The sequence below is a fragment of the Gillisia sp. CAL575 genome (assembly GCF_000403785.1).
Lineage (GTDB): Bacteria > Bacteroidota > Bacteroidia > Flavobacteriales > Flavobacteriaceae > Gillisia.
On sequence record NZ_APHJ01000022.1, the window covers coordinates 112,969 to 130,701 of the forward strand.

Below are 17,733 nucleotides of genomic sequence, written 5' to 3' on the forward strand. Positions count from 1 at the left end.
TGGAAGCAAACAAAATATAGCATAACTATTTTAATAATTGTTCTCGTTTATCTCTTCTGCAATAGATTGGGTTATTAATTTTTAAAAATAGCGACAGATGAACCTTTGATCTGCCGCTAGTCAATTAAATATTTTAATAATCTTAATTGTGTTTTAATCTAAAGTTTAAAAAGAATACCTAAATTCAAGCTACTCCTACTATTTCTAACAGCATCACCTGGATTATTCTCAAATACGTCGGTAAAACCAGATTGTCCATCATACTCAATATAAAGTTTCATCCTATCGCTAATTTCAAATTTATATCCAATACCTAGGGCCAAACCAAAATCTGTGCTTTTAAAGTTATCCTTTACATCTAGTCCTAATTCAGAAGCTTCAGCATATAATAAAAGCCCAGCATAAGGACCGAAATTTAGATACCAATTTCTATTGGATCCAAAATGCCAGTTTGCCATAATAGGAATTGTAAGGTAGCAAAGTTCAAAATCGGTTATGACTAAGAACTCAATTTCATCTGCAAGAAATCCATCAGACCAACCTTTATTATCGTAAATCAACTTAGTTTTTATTCCCCATCTATCTGAAAAATAGTATTCCCCAGAAACGCCTCCGTTGATAGAAGTAAGGTAATCTGCATTACTTTGCCCATCTGTTGTAGACACATTAGATAAACTTACACCTACTCCTCCACCTAATTCAATATCCCCATTATCTTGAGAATATCCATTGAAAATTCCAAAAATTGAAATTGATGCAATCCATAATAACTTTTTCATACTCTTACTTTTTTTGTTTTATTGTTTGATTATTAATATTCATCTTCTTCGTTTAATTATGAATTAATTATCTAAAAAATTATCAGTTTGCTAAATGATTACTTTCTAATATAATCTGATTTCGAATTTATTTTTATCGACATTATATATTGAGTTATTCTACTAATGCCAAAAACCAAACCAGCAATAATACCTGAGAAGATCAAACCAGTAATAAATAAAATATTTCTTCCAATGTCAGAAGTTACCTTTCGCATTGCGGCTGATTGTTCGGTTGTAATTTCCTTTCCGCTAAAAAATCCGTCTCTGTTTAAATCGAAAGTTTGTAATGTGATTTTATTTGAAATATCCAAATAAGTTGCACCACTTAGAATAAAAAGATAAAAAGCAAAGAACAACGTTAGACATATCCAAAACAATTTTAATTTTCCAGTTTTAAACAAACTTTCTCTCTTAAATATTATTACTACTAACATTAGGACAGAAAATATTATAGGAATAATCAAATAATAAGGTAAACTTATTTCTTTCATTGATGTGATTAATTAGGCCTAAACAAACATAACGGTATTGGCTAATGTATAACAATTAAAGTCAATTAAATTTCATAGAATTTAAAAATTTTAATTCACTTTTTTAACTAGTTGTATCTCTAAAAAATTACATTCAGACTTTTCAACATCATATTCAGATAAATTATTGATTCTGGGTCTATCATTGCAGTATCTATTCCGAGTTCGGTATTATCAGAAACCAGGATATATTCACCAGTGACCTTTTTAATAAATTTTATTTTTTCAAATTCCATTTTCTTAGAAAATGGAGAATTAAAATATATCACCTTCTCTTCAACTGTTAGATATTGTTTTAAGTATTGATACATATATGTGACAATAAATAAAATAGGTAAAACTAAACCTACGCTCTGTGACCATATATGAAAATGATTAAAAAACATAATTACAATTAGTAATATGAGCAAGATCATAAACTTATCAGTCCAGAGATTCTAATTTTATACATTTCACTTATTTTTCTAAGATCCATTGTATTAAGTTTTCTTTGTCAACTATAGACCAACTGTGAGGATTACGCTCAGCATTCGCTCTATAACCCTTATTCTTAGTTGGAATATATTCCACCTTTTTAAAATTATTCGAATTCAAAAATTCTGATAATCTTTTTATATGAAAAGCATTCATTTGTTCGTAATCCACACCCATATTTTCTTTCCACCAAACCTTATCTGGTTCGGTATAAAAACGAAGTTTAGTGTTCTTTAAAGCCTTTAAATTCTGGAAATTCTTAGTTTCATAGGTAAATGTAGAATACTTTTCATAAGGCGCAATTTCCAAGTCTGGATCTCCAAGTTGATCATTAAAATAATTAAATATAAATGTACTTTCCCCAACTGCTGACTCAGAAAAGTTTTTTTCAATATTCTGTTCTACAACATCATATAAAGCCGCAAGATCAATAGGAGAATCTACGACAAAGATCCCTGAAGGATTGATGTTATAAGCCGGATTTTCAGTAAGAAAATTACCAAGTAAAAGTGCCATATTTCCACCACTAGATAATCCTCCAATATATATATTTTCAGATGGTAAATTATTTGCAGTAATCATTTCGTTAATACTATTTGCCAGTTGTACTTTTTCTACATCTTCCAACCATATTTTTCTATTAAAATTTGAATACGCCACTGCTATATTCCTATCTAAAGCCATCCTAGTTATAGGATACTCAGTTTCTATGTCAACAGCAGTTTCTGGAAAGCCTCCAAAAAGAATTAGTAGAGCTTCTGTTGTATCTGGCACATATAAGTTATAAGATTCAGATTCAATAAGTTTTAATTGCTCCTCTACTTCTTGAGCAAAGTTTAAAGAGGTTGAAAATAGAATGCTTAAAAAGCTAAGAATCTTTATTATCTTTTTCATATAAATATCGTTTACAAGGCTCTTATATTAATTAAAGTTAATCAAATGCAAATTTAAATAACTACAGTAATTACTGAATAACTCGTTTTTTAAAAGAAAACTAAAATATCACTTTTTTTATTATAACTGATTTTTTTATGATAACGGTCATGGTTAATAATTAATGGTTTGTATTTGTGCTTACAAAAATTGAAACATTTTCTACTTTAAGAATTTTATTTTTAGTGGAGCACTATTACATAGAATTCCAACTCTTTATTTTAATATTGAACTGTTTATTATTCTAAAACATTGACATATCAAGTTCTTGAAAGTCTTTAATTTCTGATAGTTTTATTGGTCTATCAAGATTTATCGTACTCCAAGATTCTTTAAATACTTCAACTTCACCCTCTAGATTTTCGTTGGTGTTCTCAGATATTAATTTTTTCTGAGTTAGAAAATTAATACTTGTCTTGTAATTTACTACAGGTCCGCTATTTGCGCTTGACTCGTATCCAATTAAATTAAAGTCATATTTATCATATTCAAAAATATATTTCCAATATCCGTATCTGCCGTGACTATAATGAATCTCTAACTTTTGATTACTAATATTAAAGGAAAGTTGTGGCGGGAAATAAACTCCTCCATTCTCATTTTCAGAAGAAAAACAATCTAAATTTTCAACAATTACTTCATAAACAAATTCCTTGTTTAAAAGAATAATTATCCCCCTCCTATTACGATCAACATCATCATTATATTTATTTGTTACAATATTTACGTTTCTCGTATCCTTTACTACCAAAACGCAGTCTTCTAAACCATCATTATTTAAATCTCCATAATATTCACTAAATAAAACATATCCCTCAGGGATGTTTTGCGATATTTCTTTATTCTGAGCTTTACAAAAGCTGCTACTTAAAATAATTAAGGAAACGAATAACAAATTTAATTTCATGTATATGTCATTTTTAAATTTCCGATAATGGAAGTTTCTGCAATAATTTAGATAATTAATAGTCAAATTAGTAAGAGTACCCTTATAACTATGCGATGTGCCAATTTATATTTTTTAATTAATCTCAAAATCCTTAAAACTTTCTATTACAAATTGCGAAAATTATTTATAATGTTCGTTATCTGGTGCGTGGATATGATATGAGTATTCAGATTTATTTTTATTTTTTATTGTTACTTCTAATTGATATGCATCAAGAACTCGGTTTTTATTCTTTTCTATTTCTTTTAAAATAGCTTCTTTAGAGCTTATAATTAAATCGCTCAATTTAATAATTGAATCCTTAGCTGAATAAATAAAACACTCTTTTGAGAATATTTTTGCCTTATCAAATAGTTCCTCAATTTCCTTGTGTTCAGCAGTTGTCCGATCTTTTTTTAGAAATAATTCTTCAATTCTTTTTTTATCAGTTTTATTAAAGTTGTTTTCTCCAGTATATTTTAAAAAATAGATTTTAGTATTTTGACTATTCCTGTGAACATCTACATTAAATTCAAGCGCAGGCATATTACCACTTACCTTGACTTTCAACTGATAATCGGTTTGCGAAAAACAATTTATATGAATGAGTATTATGAAAAACGTAATAATCTTGCGCACACATGTTTCTTTTAATGAATATTCCAAGTAATAGTTACCTCTACAACCGGCGACATTTGGGGATGAAAATTTATTCTCATTATGCTTTGTTTCTGAATTTCTTAAACATCATTATTCTATCGAATTCCTACTTATTTTGATATTTTGATTAAGATTTACTCAGAAGATCTAAAATATCAATTTCATCTGTTCGCTGAAATTCCCGAATCAACTTACCTTTCTTATCCAAAATTAAAGTCGTTGGAAAATATCTTATATTTAATTTCTGATGGAAATTATAACCATCTGGGATTAGTTTAAAATTTGAATCGATAAGATCGAATCCCTTATGTATTTGCTGCTTAGTGGCGTCGAATATTATTATCGCTGCTATCTCAGATTTTTTGTTGCTCAGATTAATTTTCGCATCTAAATCTGCAATTTCATGTTTTTTAAACCTAAAAGTATCAGCTTCCATTTCCATTCTCAGAATCACCATTTTACCTTTTAAATCCTTAATCTTTATAGTTTCTCCATCTATAGTTTTAAAGACTAATTTCGAAAAATATTCACCTTTTTCTAGCGTCTCAAAGTCCTTATTATTCGTGGAGACAGAATTTTCTTTATCTGGATTATATAAATATTTTACAATATTTCCTTTGTTATCATATATTCTCTCTAGCTGAAGGTTGGGATTGTTTGTGACTAAAACCCCAAATTCCTTCTCAGATATTTTTTTTCCGGTATTCTTATTGAACAATTTATCTATACTAAATTCAGTATCTATTCTCTTTACTTCTCTTTGCACTTTGATTTCATTCTGTGCGAAAATTTGAAAACTGAAGAAAAAAAATACTATTATAATTTTTATATGTCTCATATATTTTTTTTTAGCCAATAGCATTGGTCATCATACGTAGGGCGAAATGGGTTTATGTCTTGAGGATTATTTAGGTTATTTTTAATGATTTTATGCGATCTCTAAATTATCACTATTCACTAGAAAACCCACTATTGGCATTTAATGATATTATTAATTTTAGTTAATCGTTTGAAATATATTTTTTATGCCAACCTAAACCTACTACAGCAGATAATCCAATGTAATAATTTTTTGAAATATTACCAGATAATTTTGCTCCATAACTAAATCCAAATGGATTTTTCTTTTCTTTCTTAAACCATTTTATGTTTGTCTCAAAAGCTGCTCCAAAAGCACGGACTTTTTGTTTCTCCGAATTATCAATATTATTCAAAGAATAGAAATTATAGGATGGTCCTATGGATAAACTAATTGAATGTCCGTTTATAATCTTCCTCCTACCATATAAGAGTGAAATTTCATCGGCATAAGCATTTGTGTTCGTCACTGGAACAGGTAAAGGTACAAGTGCCGCAAAAAGTTCGTTTGAGAAACCGATATCATTTATTTTAGTATATCTTAATGTGAGTAAATTCTTTTTTATCTGATAATTTACTTCGCTTCCCCATAAAATTCCGCCAGATTCTCCCCCATACCCACCTCCAAATAATTCAGCATAGATAATAGGAGGGTCAATTTGTTCATTTTGGCTAATTCCCTGTAAACCAATGAACATAAAAATTAACAGGCTTAATGATCTTTGTAGAATCTTATCCTTAGTGATCGGTAAGTTAAATTTTAAATACATAAATTTTGTTTTAAACCCCAGTGTTATTATGTCGAAATAAAATTTCAGCTAAAGACGTTCCTCTTCTAATTCCTGCCACTTATTATCTTTATTATAAATGAGAAGTGATTTAGGTATCACATCCTTCCTTTGTCTAACAAAATAGAATTTTTTCATATTAAGAAATGTAGCTGCTTCGATTTCTAAATCTTCTGTTGAAACTAAATCAGGCGAAAATGATTCAAGAATCAAGCTAGGTAGTTTTTGAACAAAGAAGAATTCTTCTTTAGGGAACAGCTTATTATAATTATCCTTAAAATTGATTATTTTGCTATTACAAACATTCAAAACCAATGCAAAAACGAATATAAGCGGCAATAAAAGGATTTTTTCCATTTGTTATGAAATATAAAAATCTTCTTTCCAAATTATTTTTTTTCTTTTATTAAAGCGTGAATATATATAAAGCTCCAGTATTGCAAACGAATAATTCCTTAAGTAAATCTAGAGGCAACACATGCAACCCGACTTGGGTTTCAGCTCAATATCAACATGTTTTTATATTCAGTTTTTGCAAGCATCATTTTCACCTGAAGTTTGCTCGAAAACTGAGGAACAAATCGCTAATGCAGCAGTGAGTATTAATTTCTTCCTCGGATTCATTTTTTCCTAACGGTCTTGCATAAAATCAGATTCGTTGCTTAAATAACTAATTTAGTAATTACAAACGGTAATATAAATCTGTTTCTCCTAATACTTCGGGCTTTATAAGTATAGTTCCTCTGAAATTAGTAATATCCTTTGTGAATTGATCATTAAAGCATCATTTTTTTTAATAATCAACTTACTATGCTTAATTAATTATTTGGGCACGTATTTCCTTTGGATGTTCTTTTTTTACTTTTCTGATTTCTTTTTAGCAATCACATCCTTAAAAAAATCAGCAACTTTTGCAGCTCCATTTATACCATCATCATCTTTGTTAGACAATATCACTACTGTAAAGTGGTCATTCATAAAGTCCATCAATTCGCAATGAATTCCATACCATCCTCCACTATGACCAAGAATTACTTGATCATACCTTTGGTCAACATCAATTCCATATCCTAAATGGGTATTATATCCTTTGACTTTTGGCTTGAACATCAAATCAGTAGTTTCTTTTTGTAAAAGTTTATAGCTTCTTAAGGCTTTTGAAAAATTGAATAAATCATTGACAGTAGAATAATAAAAACCAGCTGGTGATGCTTTTGTTAAATAATAGTCATTCTTCTTGAGGATTTTATTGTCTCCAAACATAGAAGTGTATCCACTTGCTTTATTGCTCACAATAGAATCAACTTCCAATTCTGTTGTATTTGGCATTCCCGCAGGCTTAAAAATGTTATCTTTTAAATAGTCATAAAAGTTCTTTCCACTAACTTTTTCTATGATTAAACCAAGAACTACAAATCCTGTTGCACTATAATCGTATTTAGTACCTGGATTTGATAAAAGCGTGTCATTTACAAAAAGAGGAACAAAATCTGATATTTTCTTGTATTCAGAATTCCTAATCTTATCCAAATTTGCCACATAAAAATTATTAAGCCCCGAAGTATGAGTTAGTAGCTGATGAATGGTTACAGAATCTCTAACAAGCTTATTAGGATAGTCAGGTAAATAGTCGCCAATAGGACTTTTTAAATTTAACTTGCCTTGCTCATATAATTGCAAGGTAGCAACCGCAGTAAACATTTTGGTAATAGATGCAATGTTGAATTTTGTATCTACATTGTTCTTTATATCAAATTCTATATTTGAGAGTCCATAAGCTCTCTTTTCGATAATTTCGTCATTATGGGAAACTAAGATTACTCCAGAAAAATCATCTTGGTTTAAACTGTCAAGAAATGTAGTAATTACAAATTCCTTTTTATCGTTTGATTGCCCGAAAGCCAAAATACCCAAAAATAAAATGGAGGTTGTCAAATAATTTCTCAGTTCGCCTATCATATTTTTTCTTTAGTTAATTCAAGCACCAATGCCTCTAACACATTTTTTCTTAATATTCTTTCATCACGCTCTAAAATAAAAACAGCTATGGAGCTGTCTAATTTTGGAAAATACAAAACCACTGTACCCCAAAATCCGCCGTGTCCATAACTCGTATAACCTTTTACATTTCCTATTGATAAACCTAAACCGTATTTATTGTCTTTTCCATCTTTGGTATCGATTGTTGTAAAAATTTGGTTGAGTATGTTTTTGTCCTTTATAATTTTATTATTAAATAAATAATAAGAGAATCGCGCCAGTTCTTCTGTCGTAGTTGCAATTCCACCACCTCCATATAAATCCCAAGAAATATCGTGATTATAAGAATCCCAATTTTTTTCTCCCCAATATTGATGAACTAAGGATTTTGTTTGTTGCTTTTTAGTCTCTAAAATTGGAAACCAAGTATTAGAAAAACCTAGTTCCTCATATTTAAGTAAGTCTCTTATAGATTCATAAAAAGGCTTATTTGTTACGTTTTCAATTATCTCTGTACATAACAAATAATTAGCATCGGCATAATTAAAAGTATCTTCCGGCTCCCCTAGTGGATTACCAACTTTTATGGTAAGTTCAAGCTGTTCATCTCTTGTCCATCTATGTTTTTGGTTCTTATCTACCCAGTCTAAATACTCATCGTTCGCATAATCTTCTATTCCACTTGTATGAGATAATAAATGCTTAATTTTTATACGATCTAAATCATAGCCATCAGATTCAAATAACTTGATAGTTCTATTGCTTAGATAATTTTTAATAGGATCTTCTATAGACAGTTTGTTTTGTTCCTGAAGCCTCAAGAGGCTTGCAGAAATGTATGTTTTTATACTGCTCGCAATTAATGCAGGCTGATCAGAGACTAGTTTTGTTTTATTTTCAGCATCTGAATATCCGACACTTCCGCTCCAAGATATTCCCTTTTTTGGGGATTCTATATGCACCATAATCCCAACTGATTTAGGATTAATTTGGTATATAGAGTCAATTATTTTTTGAAATTCAACATCTTTATTTGCTGAGTTTTCAATTTTTGCTGTACCACAACTTTGTAAAACTATAACTGAAATTAGCAAAAAAATATACTTCTCTATTCTCATATGTTTTTGAAAAGTGATAAAATTATAGTTTAAAGTAATAGTCTGTAACAGGGATACGTAGGGAATATCATTTGTTTCTTATTCTCTAAAATAATGATTATTATTTAAATGCTCATTTTTTGCTGATGTGTTATTGAATTAGCATATTTTCACTTCATTGAAATATTCAATTTTCTTACTAAATCCTCAAAATTTTTATTTTCTTTTGAAGCACCTTCATATCTACCTACTACTTTTCCCTTTGGATCAATTAAAATATAAGCTGGGATTGGTTGAATATCATATTTATAACTAATTGATTCTTTAGATTGATAATTCTTACTCCCAATAAAAACATGATCCCACATACTAATATTATGTTTTTTTATACCTTTTTTCCAATCATCTTCAGTACGATCAAAAGAAACAAACAATACTTTTAAACCTTTCTCGCCATATACGTCAATTAGCGATTTTACTTCTGGAAATTTTTCGATACATGGTTTACACCAATCTGCCCAGAAATCAATAAGTAAGTAATTTCCTTTGTATGACTCGAGTGATAACATATCACCCGAAATACCTCTGACAGTGAAATCCGGTGCAATATCATTGACTTTTATAATTTTTTTGTTAAGCAATTCATTAATTCTTTTCCGTAAGTAGAACTTTTATTTTCAAGTGAAAATGAATTGTAAATAACATTTACAGAATCTAGAGGGATACTTCTCATATAGAACTGGAGAAAATATGGACTTAGCTTAGATTCTGGATTTTCAATAGCATAGCACAATTCTATCTTCTGAATTTTTTCGTGTCCTGAAATAATTAAATCTGTAGAATTTCCTGATCTGTTTTTGGAAATGCTGTCCACTTTTAGAAATATTGGTTTTGTTTTCTTTTCTAATAGCTTCAACTCATCTTGAGTACTGGACCCAGTCACCACTATATTTTTAAAGTCATCTTCTTTCAATATTACTTTAATAATTCCTGGTTCCAGAAAGAAATCCCCAAGATTAGGATCCTCCATGCTTTTTAATTCAGTATTTCCAATTATAGAAACTCTTTGGGCATTGCTCATTTTTCCAGAAGTATGAAACTTTCCATTTTCTACCTTCATTGTATCACTTACATAGTTCCCAATTAAATTGGTGTATCTCAATACAATTATCTCTGTATTTTTTCCTGAAAAATCTCCAGTCAATTTAAAATCCTGGGAAAACATAAATATTGGAAAAAGAAGAACTAGAGTAAAATTTGTTGCTTTCATAATCTTCAAATATTTGCTTATCACTTATTAATTTAAAGCTCGCTCTTTCCGTTTATGCGGATTACCAATAGGTTATTTAAAAATATCTATTGTGGCTTTTTTGGAAAATGGCTTAGTAAAAAAATCGTTTAAAATTAAATTAAACAGATCAGGTTTTTCATAAGAACCAAAATGCGTTGCGCCAGGCATAATAAAAAGATTTGAATTTTCAATATGATTAAAAATTTCTACGCTATGCTCAAGTCTTATTGCATCTCTGTCTCCACTCATAATTAAAACTGGAATTTGAATTTTACCTAATTCTGAATATTCAATTTGAGGTTGAAATTTTAATAGATCAAACAATCTCTTTTCATGATTGTCTTTAGTTTTTTTGGAATTTTCATCCACCCAATTAACTATAGATTTATGTACGGCAGAAGTATCAGGTTTTAAATTAGCCCCGAATATTGCAAGTTTTTTCACTTTATCTGGGAAGTCCATAGCTAATCTCAATCCTATAATTCCACCATCACTTTGTCCCCATATATAGCAGGAATCAATTTTCAATAGATTTAAAAGTTCATTTATATCACTTGTCATATTCTTATATGTCAAGCTATCTCCAATATCCTCAGTTTTTCCATGAGCGCGACTATCAGTTGCGATTACTTTATATTTTTTTTTGAAATATTCAATTTTCCCGGCATGTCCTCTAATTGAACCACCATTCCCGTGAATTAAAAGTAATGGATCTCCTTCGCCATACACTTCATAATATAATTTTATACCATTTACTTCAGCATAATGTCCAGCGTCTAAATTATTTCCATATTCAATTTTAGATTCCTGGCCATAACTATTTAGAATTCCAGCAAATGCTATACTGATTAGTAATAGTAATTTTCTCAAATTTAATTTCTTTAAATTATTGTCAACGGTCTGGATTATAGCAAGTAGCCTGGAGTAGGGATGGCTTCTTGGAGGCATAAAACAATTTTACTTGATCTCTAAAATAACACTTTTAACTAGAATGTCTGCAATTTGCACTTTAATTATCTTGTATTTCCTGCTATCTTTCTAATGAGGTTCTAAATAAATTCTGAAAATAATTAGCCTTCCTATATTTTTAATCAGCTTCTGGTGGAAACATTGGTAAAGGTTCAATCTGTGGATGATATATTTTTAGTTCTTCATAAATAGAGATTAAAAGACCTTGCGTTTTTGACTTAAAGTTGTTTAAAACATTTAAAGAATATCTTTTGCTTGATAAATCTTTTGAAATTATCATGCGCCCTCTTATAGATGTAATAAATTTTATGCTATTCTGCCTATTTATCTCCCTAATTTCTTCTCTAGATTGATTATAGAATGCGGGAAATTCAAATTCAACAATATCATCATAGCTAAAGGCAAATGCATCTTGTTCATATTCTAAATATTCCACGTATTTCTTATACATTTCAAAAACAAAACTCATTGCTAATTTCAAGAACTCAACATCAGAGTTATAATATTTATTTGAGTGTTTAGTGTATCATTTTTAGTTAATGAGGTCAGTCCTAAATTTTTCATTTTGTTGAACGTCAATTCGCTAATATTAAAACCTAGGTTTATTGGTTTAATGATCATATTGATGCTATCAAGTGGCAATTCGGCTATATTTTTAGTCCTTAATGCAGCTTCTTGATTTTTAATGTTCTTGTCCAATAATTTAATACGTCCATCAATCATAAAAAGATCGTTTTGGACTTCATTTCTCATTTCGGTTAAGTATTTATATCCCAAGATCCTTTTGTTCTTATTTTCTTTATGAGAGTTTAGTTGCAACACATTTAAAATTCCAATCACTACCAATATTATTTCTCCAATCGCATATAATAAATATTTGCTGAATTTGCTTTCAGTTAACATTCGCTGTCGAATTTTTCTAAAGAATTTTATTATTGGTTTGTTAATTCAACGCAAATAAAGCTAAGGGTTTAGAATAAGAATAATACCAGATTTTAACCACTTCATTTCAGTTAGCAGAATCCAGTTTAAATTCACAAAAATCGTTTTATCGATTAAACCTCTATAATTTTATACTTTTTTAACTACGGCCTCTATATTATTAATATTATAAAATTAGCCAATAATATAATTTGAAGCACAATTATTAAAATGCTAATTTTCTTTTTATATAAGTAGGCTAAGGCAATTGTAATAATTACTAGTAGAGGAAGCACTAAACCTGATACGATTCTAAAAGAATAGATGGTACTATTTTTAGATGAAAGTAAACTATATCTATTTATTTCTTTAAAGATAAAAGAAACCGAATATTGGATTTTTTTATTCTGAACTGATTTTGCAAAATCTTCTGATACTGAAAAATGATGCTGAGATGTAATTACCTTGTATGAGTAGTGGTAATTTCCAGCTGCATTGTAATATTGTTGTCTTTCCTTTTGGATTGCTATTACCTCCTTCGTGAATACCTTACCTGGAAAGGTAAAATCAATCAATATAACCAATGATGCTATTAGGCTAATTCCATATTACAAAAGCTGTATTTTATTTATTTCTCTAATCATTTTTTAAACTTAACAAGATCTTAAAACCTGTAAATAAACATCTTTTCATTCGTTATAAGATCTTCATATTCAGTAAATTTTTCCGAGTATTTAATTAAATTTTTAATCAGTTTCTCTTTATCGGTCATTTATAATTAATTGTTTTAATCCTTAATATGAATTTTCAAATTGCTGCCAACGCTTTGATTAGGCAAGTGGCGTGGAATAGGGCCACCTCCCGACACCTATTGGGACAGTAAGATTGATTGGTAGTTCTTGGTGCTAAGTATAATTATTGTTTAAATACCCACTAACTTTTTTTCGTGTTGTTTGTTTTTAAGCCTTGATCTTTTTAACAGCAACTCTTATTTTCTTGAATTGGTGGACAAGGAACAGTCCCGTATGAACAATAAACACAACAATCTCCTTCGTTTGGTTTTAGAACCCTATTACAATTATCACACTCGTAAAAGAATTGACAGGCATTTGTAGGCATATTTTCTACTTTTTTATGTCCGCAGTTTGGACAGGTAATTTCTGAATTTAATATAGTTTCCATTCAATTTTTTTATTATATCATATGTGGTATGTCCGATGCCAATGTTGGATATGAGAAAATCATTGTTCTAATATCATTAACCTTCATCTTTGTTTTTATGGCCATCGCAAATAGATTTATTGTTTCTTCTGTATGTGGTCCTATTAAATGCGCTCCCAAAATTGTTTGAGTATCTTCGTCAATGATGGTTTTGAATACGTATTCAGCTACGTTCAATCGTTTGGCATTAAACCATTTTCCAACCTCTTTATAATTTACCCGAATATTGTAATCCTGCTCTCTCGCTTTGGATTCTGTAAAACCCACTGAAGCCATTGTAGGTAATGTAAAAACCACCGTGGGCATTGGTGGATAACTTATTTTTTTATGATCGCCTTTAATGATATTTGAAGCAACAGTATGACCTTCTAAAACTGCAACAGGCGTTAGCGGCAAACCATCAGATTCTGCTGCATCTCCAGCACTATATATAATTGGGTTAGATGTGTTTTGCATATATTCATTAACTGAAACACCTTTTTTTGTAAAAGCGATGTCCGCTTTTTCTAAATCTAAATCAAATATTGCAGGTGGTCGACCGGCAGAATTAAAAACAGCTTCAGCTTCATAATATTCTGTTTTATCCGCAGATTTACCATTCACTCGATAATGGTTATCAACTTTTTCAATAGCAGTGACTTCGGTATTAAGAATAAGGTTTATTCCTAATTCTTTTGTGGCAGAAACAAGATGTTTTACAATATCTTGTTCAAAATTTTCCAAGGGATTACTACCCCGATGTACAATTGTTACTTCTGCACCACATCTGGCCGCAATATGTGCAAACTCAAAAGCAATATATCCTCCACCGATAAATAATAAAGATTTAGGTAATTCTTCTAAATTCAAGAAATCAGAACTGGATTTAGCAAAATGACCTCCTTTAAATTCTAAAACCCTTGGTTTGGAACCCGATGCGATAACAATTTTTTTCGCTTTTATCTTCTCATTTCCTATCTGTAATGTGTTTTGTGAGATAAATTTTGCTGAACTATGAAAGGTGTCAATTCCATTCTTTTTATACCCCTTTTCAATTTTTGGTGGCATTTCATCCACGAAAGTTTGTTTAAAATCCATTATGTCTTTCCAATTGACTTTGGGAATTGTGTCTATACCGCTACCTTTTAGTCTTTTCGCAAAATCTCTAACTTCCGTAGCACCAATAATAACTTTCTTCGGGTCGCAGCCTCTCAATGCACAAGTACCACCATAAGGTAATTCATCTGTAATTCCAACGCTTAAACCTTTTGAAGCACATTTATTGGCGATGGTCATTCCTGCCATTCCCGAACCAATTATAAAAACATCGTATTCCTTCATCTTAATAAATTTGAATTTTGTCGGTTACCTTATAACCTGTTGAATTTATCGCTTTCTCAATTTTCATCTCACTAGATTTGGTTCTGTCAAATTCTATGATAGCATTTCCTTTTTCGTAGGATGCTTTTGAGTTTACAATTCCGTTCAGTTTATTTACTTCGTGGTTGACGTGTTCTTCGCAGCCTGCACAAGTCATACCGCTGATTTTATATTCAGTTGTTTGGATGTCCGATTTGTCTACTAAGATTATTTGCTTTTCTGTTTTCGGATAAAAGATTCCCGAATAGAATGGGAAAGCCAACATTACAATTGCAAATACGGTTACAATTCCTAAAAAGTTTTTGGAATGTATATATTTTGGTTTCCCCGCCTTGCCAGCAGGCAGGTCTTCCGGATCACAAGCGCAGTTTATCTCTTCTTGAGTTTTTGGTTTTAGTTTTTGATACCAGGCAAAGGCCAACACCAAAACCGTGATCCCAATCAAATAAGGTCTAAAAGGTTCTATCCAAGAGAATGTTGAGGCAATCCCACTTGTTCCTGCAATTAGTGCTAAAACAGGCGTAATACAGCATATAGAAGCTGTAATTGCAGTAAACAAACCTGTACCGATTAGTTTGTTTTCACCTTTCATGTCGTTGCTAAAATTTTGCTTTTGTCGAGTATCTCAAAAAACGGATTTAATAATGTTGAATATTCTGCCGTTAATGAATAGAAAATAGTTTGGGCTTCTCTTTCGGTTTCTAATAGTTTTCTGTCTTTCATTTTCCTCAAATGTTGAGAAATAGCAGAAATATTCATTCCAAGAATATCACTTAAATCACAAACACAAAGTCGTTTTTCTTCAGAAATTAGATAAAGTATTTTGAGTCTAACGCTGTTTCCAACTAATGAAAGTCCATTTGCTAAATGATCAAAGGATTCACTTAATTCCGAAACAGTGTCTTTGCAACGATTTATTTGTTTAATATCTGCTTGTTGTCTTATGCACGAATTATTTTCCATGAGGTAAAGTTACACTAATTTCTTATTTAAGCAAATACTTAAACAAAGAAAACAACCTTGGGGATTTGTGCTCTTTTGCTTTTTTTAGAGTTTGAATTATGAGTTTAAAAAACTGAAAGTGCTAAAATGTGTGAGTGTTTTTAACTCGTGGGTCGAGCCATTTTGAAAAAGGCCCGTGGCGTCGAGTAGGGATACGTTCAGATACCTCTCGGGATTGTGAAAATTTGTTTTTTTTTAAAAAATTAGGTCTCTATAATAGTATTTGTCAACCAATGCTCGTTAATTGCTCTTAAAAGATGTTAGCAAACGGCCTTATCAGAAGGCAAATTCAATTTTTGTAAAATTTCATTTAATTCAGCAAGGGATTTTTCCTCTATTAAATCCGTATTTATTTTCAATTTCTGTGTGTCAGTTTTTAGTGTGTAATCTCCAGCAAATTTTTTAATCAAATTTATTTCGTTCAAATTTATTTTCTTACTGTATCCATAAAGTAAATTTTTCCGAATAGTTCCGTTTTCAACTATCAAATATTGGTTTATTAAATCAAAAAGATAATGTCCAATGTATAAAATTCCGACTAGTAAATATATATAATCAGACCACCTCAAATTTTCATCTTCTAGAATATTATAAGTACCAAAGCCTGTCCAAACTATTCCGAGTATTGCACTCATATAAAGTCTTTTTTTCTTAAACCTAATTTTCATATTCATTTTGATTTTTTTGCCGTTTGCTAACGGTCTTGTTGAATGCAAGTGGCATGGAATAGTGACACGTCCTGATACTTAGTGGGATTGGCGGTTTTGTTGTTTTTTACTTGGTCTCTAAACTAGCACTTTTCACTAGATTTCCCGCTATTTGCGCTAAACTGATGCTGGAAATAATTTGTTTAGTCAGAACAGTGTATTAACTATTTTTATTTTAGCCAAATGTTTATTGTAACAAGATAAGTGTGAATAGAAATGCGGGATTTTCAGCTTTGTCTTAATATTTATTTTATATCCGTTTTTTAAGAAATTTAATTTATTACTATGGAATAATATTCCTTTTGGAAATATATTCTATCTGGATTAGTTATTTTCTAATATATTTATAACTACATCCTTCAATACAAATTACACTAGTCGGAGTTAAAAGAAGGTGGTTTAATTCAAAAGTTATTTTATAAGTTATAGCTCCTTCTGGATTTTCAAATCCGGTCGTAAATCCATTACAACTATAATTTAAAAATAATTCATTTGATTCAATTGAATAATCTCCATTTGTACACTCAGAGAATCTATTCGATGAAAATAATCCTTCACTTGTAAAGGTGATTTCTTCTCCATTTTCAACATTAACCCAATATTGTGGACCTCCAGAACTTATGTAAGCCTCGACTAGTTTCCAGTTTCCAATAATTGGGTCGTCCTTTGCTGAAAGATCCTTGCTTTCTAATACATCATAATTCGTTGTGCATGAAGACATAAAAAAAACTGAAGCTAGAACAAAATATAAAAGATATTTCATGATTTCGGTATGTTTAGTTATATCATAATGACCTGAATAATAGTAAATGGTTGCGTTAGATAACTATTAAATTTAATTAAAATATAGTTTTAATTAAAGTGCTGCATTAAAATATCTCCAATGGTCTCGGTTAAAGCAAGTGTTCTGCAGTAGGGACGCAAACTTGTCGGATTTGTTATTTTTTTCTATGTGACTAAAATAGCACTTTTCACTCGATTGCCCGCTAATTGCATTTAGCATCCATGAAAAAGCAGTAATCGAGTATCTTTAATAATCACTATAAAAACTAAAGATATGGAAACCCGAGTTACTGCATTACCAAAGTTATTCATAGGAATTGATATTCACAAGAGAAGCTGGAAAATACATTGCAGCACCGATCTCTTTGGCGGTAAATCTTTCACGATGCCTCCAGATCCTGAGAAGTTATA

22 protein-coding genes are annotated in these 17,733 nt (G+C 30.2%); all 22 read right to left on the reverse strand.

What is annotated here, in order from left to right; genetic code table 11:
- Window positions 1-158 precede the first annotated feature (158 nt).
- A complete protein-coding gene (locus I130_RS06505; RefSeq protein ID WP_034920624.1) occupies window positions 159-779 on the reverse strand; it encodes a porin family protein in 621 nt (206 codons plus the stop codon).
- Between the two features lie 98 nt (window positions 780-877).
- On the reverse strand, window positions 878-1,312 hold the full coding sequence (locus I130_RS06510) for a hypothetical protein (protein ID WP_034920625.1): 435 nt from the start codon (window positions 1,310-1,312) through the stop codon (window positions 878-880).
- A 119-nt stretch (window positions 1,313-1,431) separates the two neighbouring features.
- Entirely contained in the window at window positions 1,432-1,662 is a 231-nt protein-coding gene (locus I130_RS06515) for a hypothetical protein (protein ID WP_051119631.1), read from the reverse strand.
- A gap of 145 nt (window positions 1,663-1,807) precedes the next feature.
- On the reverse strand, window positions 1,808-2,719 hold the full coding sequence (locus I130_RS06520; protein WP_034920628.1) for a hypothetical protein: 912 nt from the start codon (window positions 2,717-2,719) through the stop codon (window positions 1,808-1,810).
- Between the two features lie 283 nt (window positions 2,720-3,002).
- On the reverse strand, window positions 3,003-3,665 hold the full coding sequence (locus tag I130_RS06525; RefSeq protein WP_034920631.1) for a hypothetical protein: 663 nt from the start codon (window positions 3,663-3,665) through the stop codon (window positions 3,003-3,005).
- 162 nt (window positions 3,666-3,827) lie between these two features.
- Window positions 3,828-4,256 (reverse strand): hypothetical protein, encoded by a 429-nt coding sequence (locus tag I130_RS06530; protein WP_157480516.1) that lies wholly within the window; start codon window positions 4,254-4,256, stop codon window positions 3,828-3,830.
- A gap of 217 nt (window positions 4,257-4,473) precedes the next feature.
- On the reverse strand, window positions 4,474-5,184 hold the full coding sequence (locus I130_RS06535) for a TlpA family protein disulfide reductase (RefSeq protein WP_157480518.1): 711 nt from the start codon (window positions 5,182-5,184) through the stop codon (window positions 4,474-4,476).
- Window positions 5,185-5,347: 163 nt separating this feature from the next.
- Window positions 5,348-5,974 carry a hypothetical protein gene (locus tag I130_RS06540; RefSeq protein WP_034920634.1) on the reverse strand — a complete coding sequence of 209 codons (627 nt, stop codon included), beginning with the start codon at window positions 5,972-5,974 and terminating at the stop codon, window positions 5,348-5,350.
- A 48-nt stretch (window positions 5,975-6,022) separates the two neighbouring features.
- The gene (locus I130_RS06545) at window positions 6,023-6,349 is read right to left on the reverse strand and encodes a hypothetical protein (RefSeq protein ID WP_034920635.1); all 327 of its coding nucleotides are present in this window, start codon (window positions 6,347-6,349) and stop codon (window positions 6,023-6,025) included.
- Between the two features lie 501 nt (window positions 6,350-6,850).
- A complete protein-coding gene (locus I130_RS06550) occupies window positions 6,851-7,951 on the reverse strand; it encodes a serine hydrolase domain-containing protein (RefSeq protein WP_034920636.1) in 1,101 nt (366 codons plus the stop codon).
- A complete protein-coding gene (locus I130_RS06555; RefSeq protein WP_034920637.1) occupies window positions 7,948-9,090 on the reverse strand; it encodes a serine hydrolase domain-containing protein in 1,143 nt (380 codons plus the stop codon). The genes I130_RS06550 and I130_RS06555 overlap by 4 nt, the downstream gene beginning before the upstream one ends.
- 149 nt (window positions 9,091-9,239) lie before the next feature.
- The gene (locus I130_RS06560; RefSeq protein WP_034920638.1) at window positions 9,240-9,710 is read right to left on the reverse strand and encodes a peroxiredoxin family protein; all 471 of its coding nucleotides are present in this window, start codon (window positions 9,708-9,710) and stop codon (window positions 9,240-9,242) included.
- Window positions 9,689-10,339: a DUF4369 domain-containing protein gene (locus I130_RS06565; protein WP_034920639.1), complete on the reverse strand. Its 651-nt coding sequence runs from the start codon at window positions 10,337-10,339 to the stop codon at window positions 9,689-9,691. The genes I130_RS06560 and I130_RS06565 overlap by 22 nt, the downstream gene beginning before the upstream one ends.
- Window positions 10,340-10,411: 72 nt before the next feature.
- Window positions 10,412-11,230 (reverse strand): alpha/beta fold hydrolase, encoded by an 819-nt coding sequence (locus tag I130_RS06570; protein WP_034920660.1) that lies wholly within the window; start codon window positions 11,228-11,230, stop codon window positions 10,412-10,414.
- A gap of 217 nt (window positions 11,231-11,447) precedes the next feature.
- Window positions 11,448-11,810 carry a hypothetical protein gene (locus I130_RS06575; RefSeq protein WP_157480520.1) on the reverse strand — a complete coding sequence of 121 codons (363 nt, stop codon included), beginning with the start codon at window positions 11,808-11,810 and terminating at the stop codon, window positions 11,448-11,450.
- The gene (locus I130_RS16205; RefSeq protein WP_051119633.1) at window positions 11,807-12,232 is read right to left on the reverse strand and encodes a hypothetical protein; all 426 of its coding nucleotides are present in this window, start codon (window positions 12,230-12,232) and stop codon (window positions 11,807-11,809) included. The genes I130_RS06575 and I130_RS16205 overlap by 4 nt, the downstream gene beginning before the upstream one ends.
- Before the next feature lie 993 nt (window positions 12,233-13,225).
- Window positions 13,226-13,432, reverse strand: a complete 207-nt coding sequence (locus I130_RS16780) for a GDCCVxC domain-containing (seleno)protein (RefSeq protein WP_083932875.1) — start codon at window positions 13,430-13,432, stop codon at window positions 13,226-13,228.
- A 12-nt stretch (window positions 13,433-13,444) separates the two neighbouring features.
- Window positions 13,445-14,791, reverse strand: a complete 1,347-nt coding sequence (locus I130_RS06590) for a dihydrolipoyl dehydrogenase family protein (protein ID WP_034920643.1) — start codon at window positions 14,789-14,791, stop codon at window positions 13,445-13,447.
- Window position 14,792: 1 nt separating this feature from the next.
- Window positions 14,793-15,422, reverse strand: a complete 630-nt coding sequence (gene merTP / locus I130_RS06595) for a mercuric transport protein MerTP (RefSeq protein ID WP_034920645.1) — start codon at window positions 15,420-15,422, stop codon at window positions 14,793-14,795.
- Window positions 15,419-15,793 (reverse strand): ArsR/SmtB family transcription factor, encoded by a 375-nt coding sequence (locus I130_RS06600; protein WP_034920646.1) that lies wholly within the window; start codon window positions 15,791-15,793, stop codon window positions 15,419-15,421. The genes merTP and I130_RS06600 overlap by 4 nt, the downstream gene beginning before the upstream one ends.
- A 299-nt stretch (window positions 15,794-16,092) precedes the next feature.
- Window positions 16,093-16,467 (reverse strand): hypothetical protein, encoded by a 375-nt coding sequence (locus I130_RS06605; RefSeq protein WP_232224035.1) that lies wholly within the window; start codon window positions 16,465-16,467, stop codon window positions 16,093-16,095.
- 400 nt (window positions 16,468-16,867) lie between these two features.
- Window positions 16,868-17,302 carry a hypothetical protein gene (locus tag I130_RS06610; RefSeq protein WP_157480522.1) on the reverse strand — a complete coding sequence of 145 codons (435 nt, stop codon included), beginning with the start codon at window positions 17,300-17,302 and terminating at the stop codon, window positions 16,868-16,870.
- Window positions 17,303-17,733: the final 431 nt, after the last annotated feature.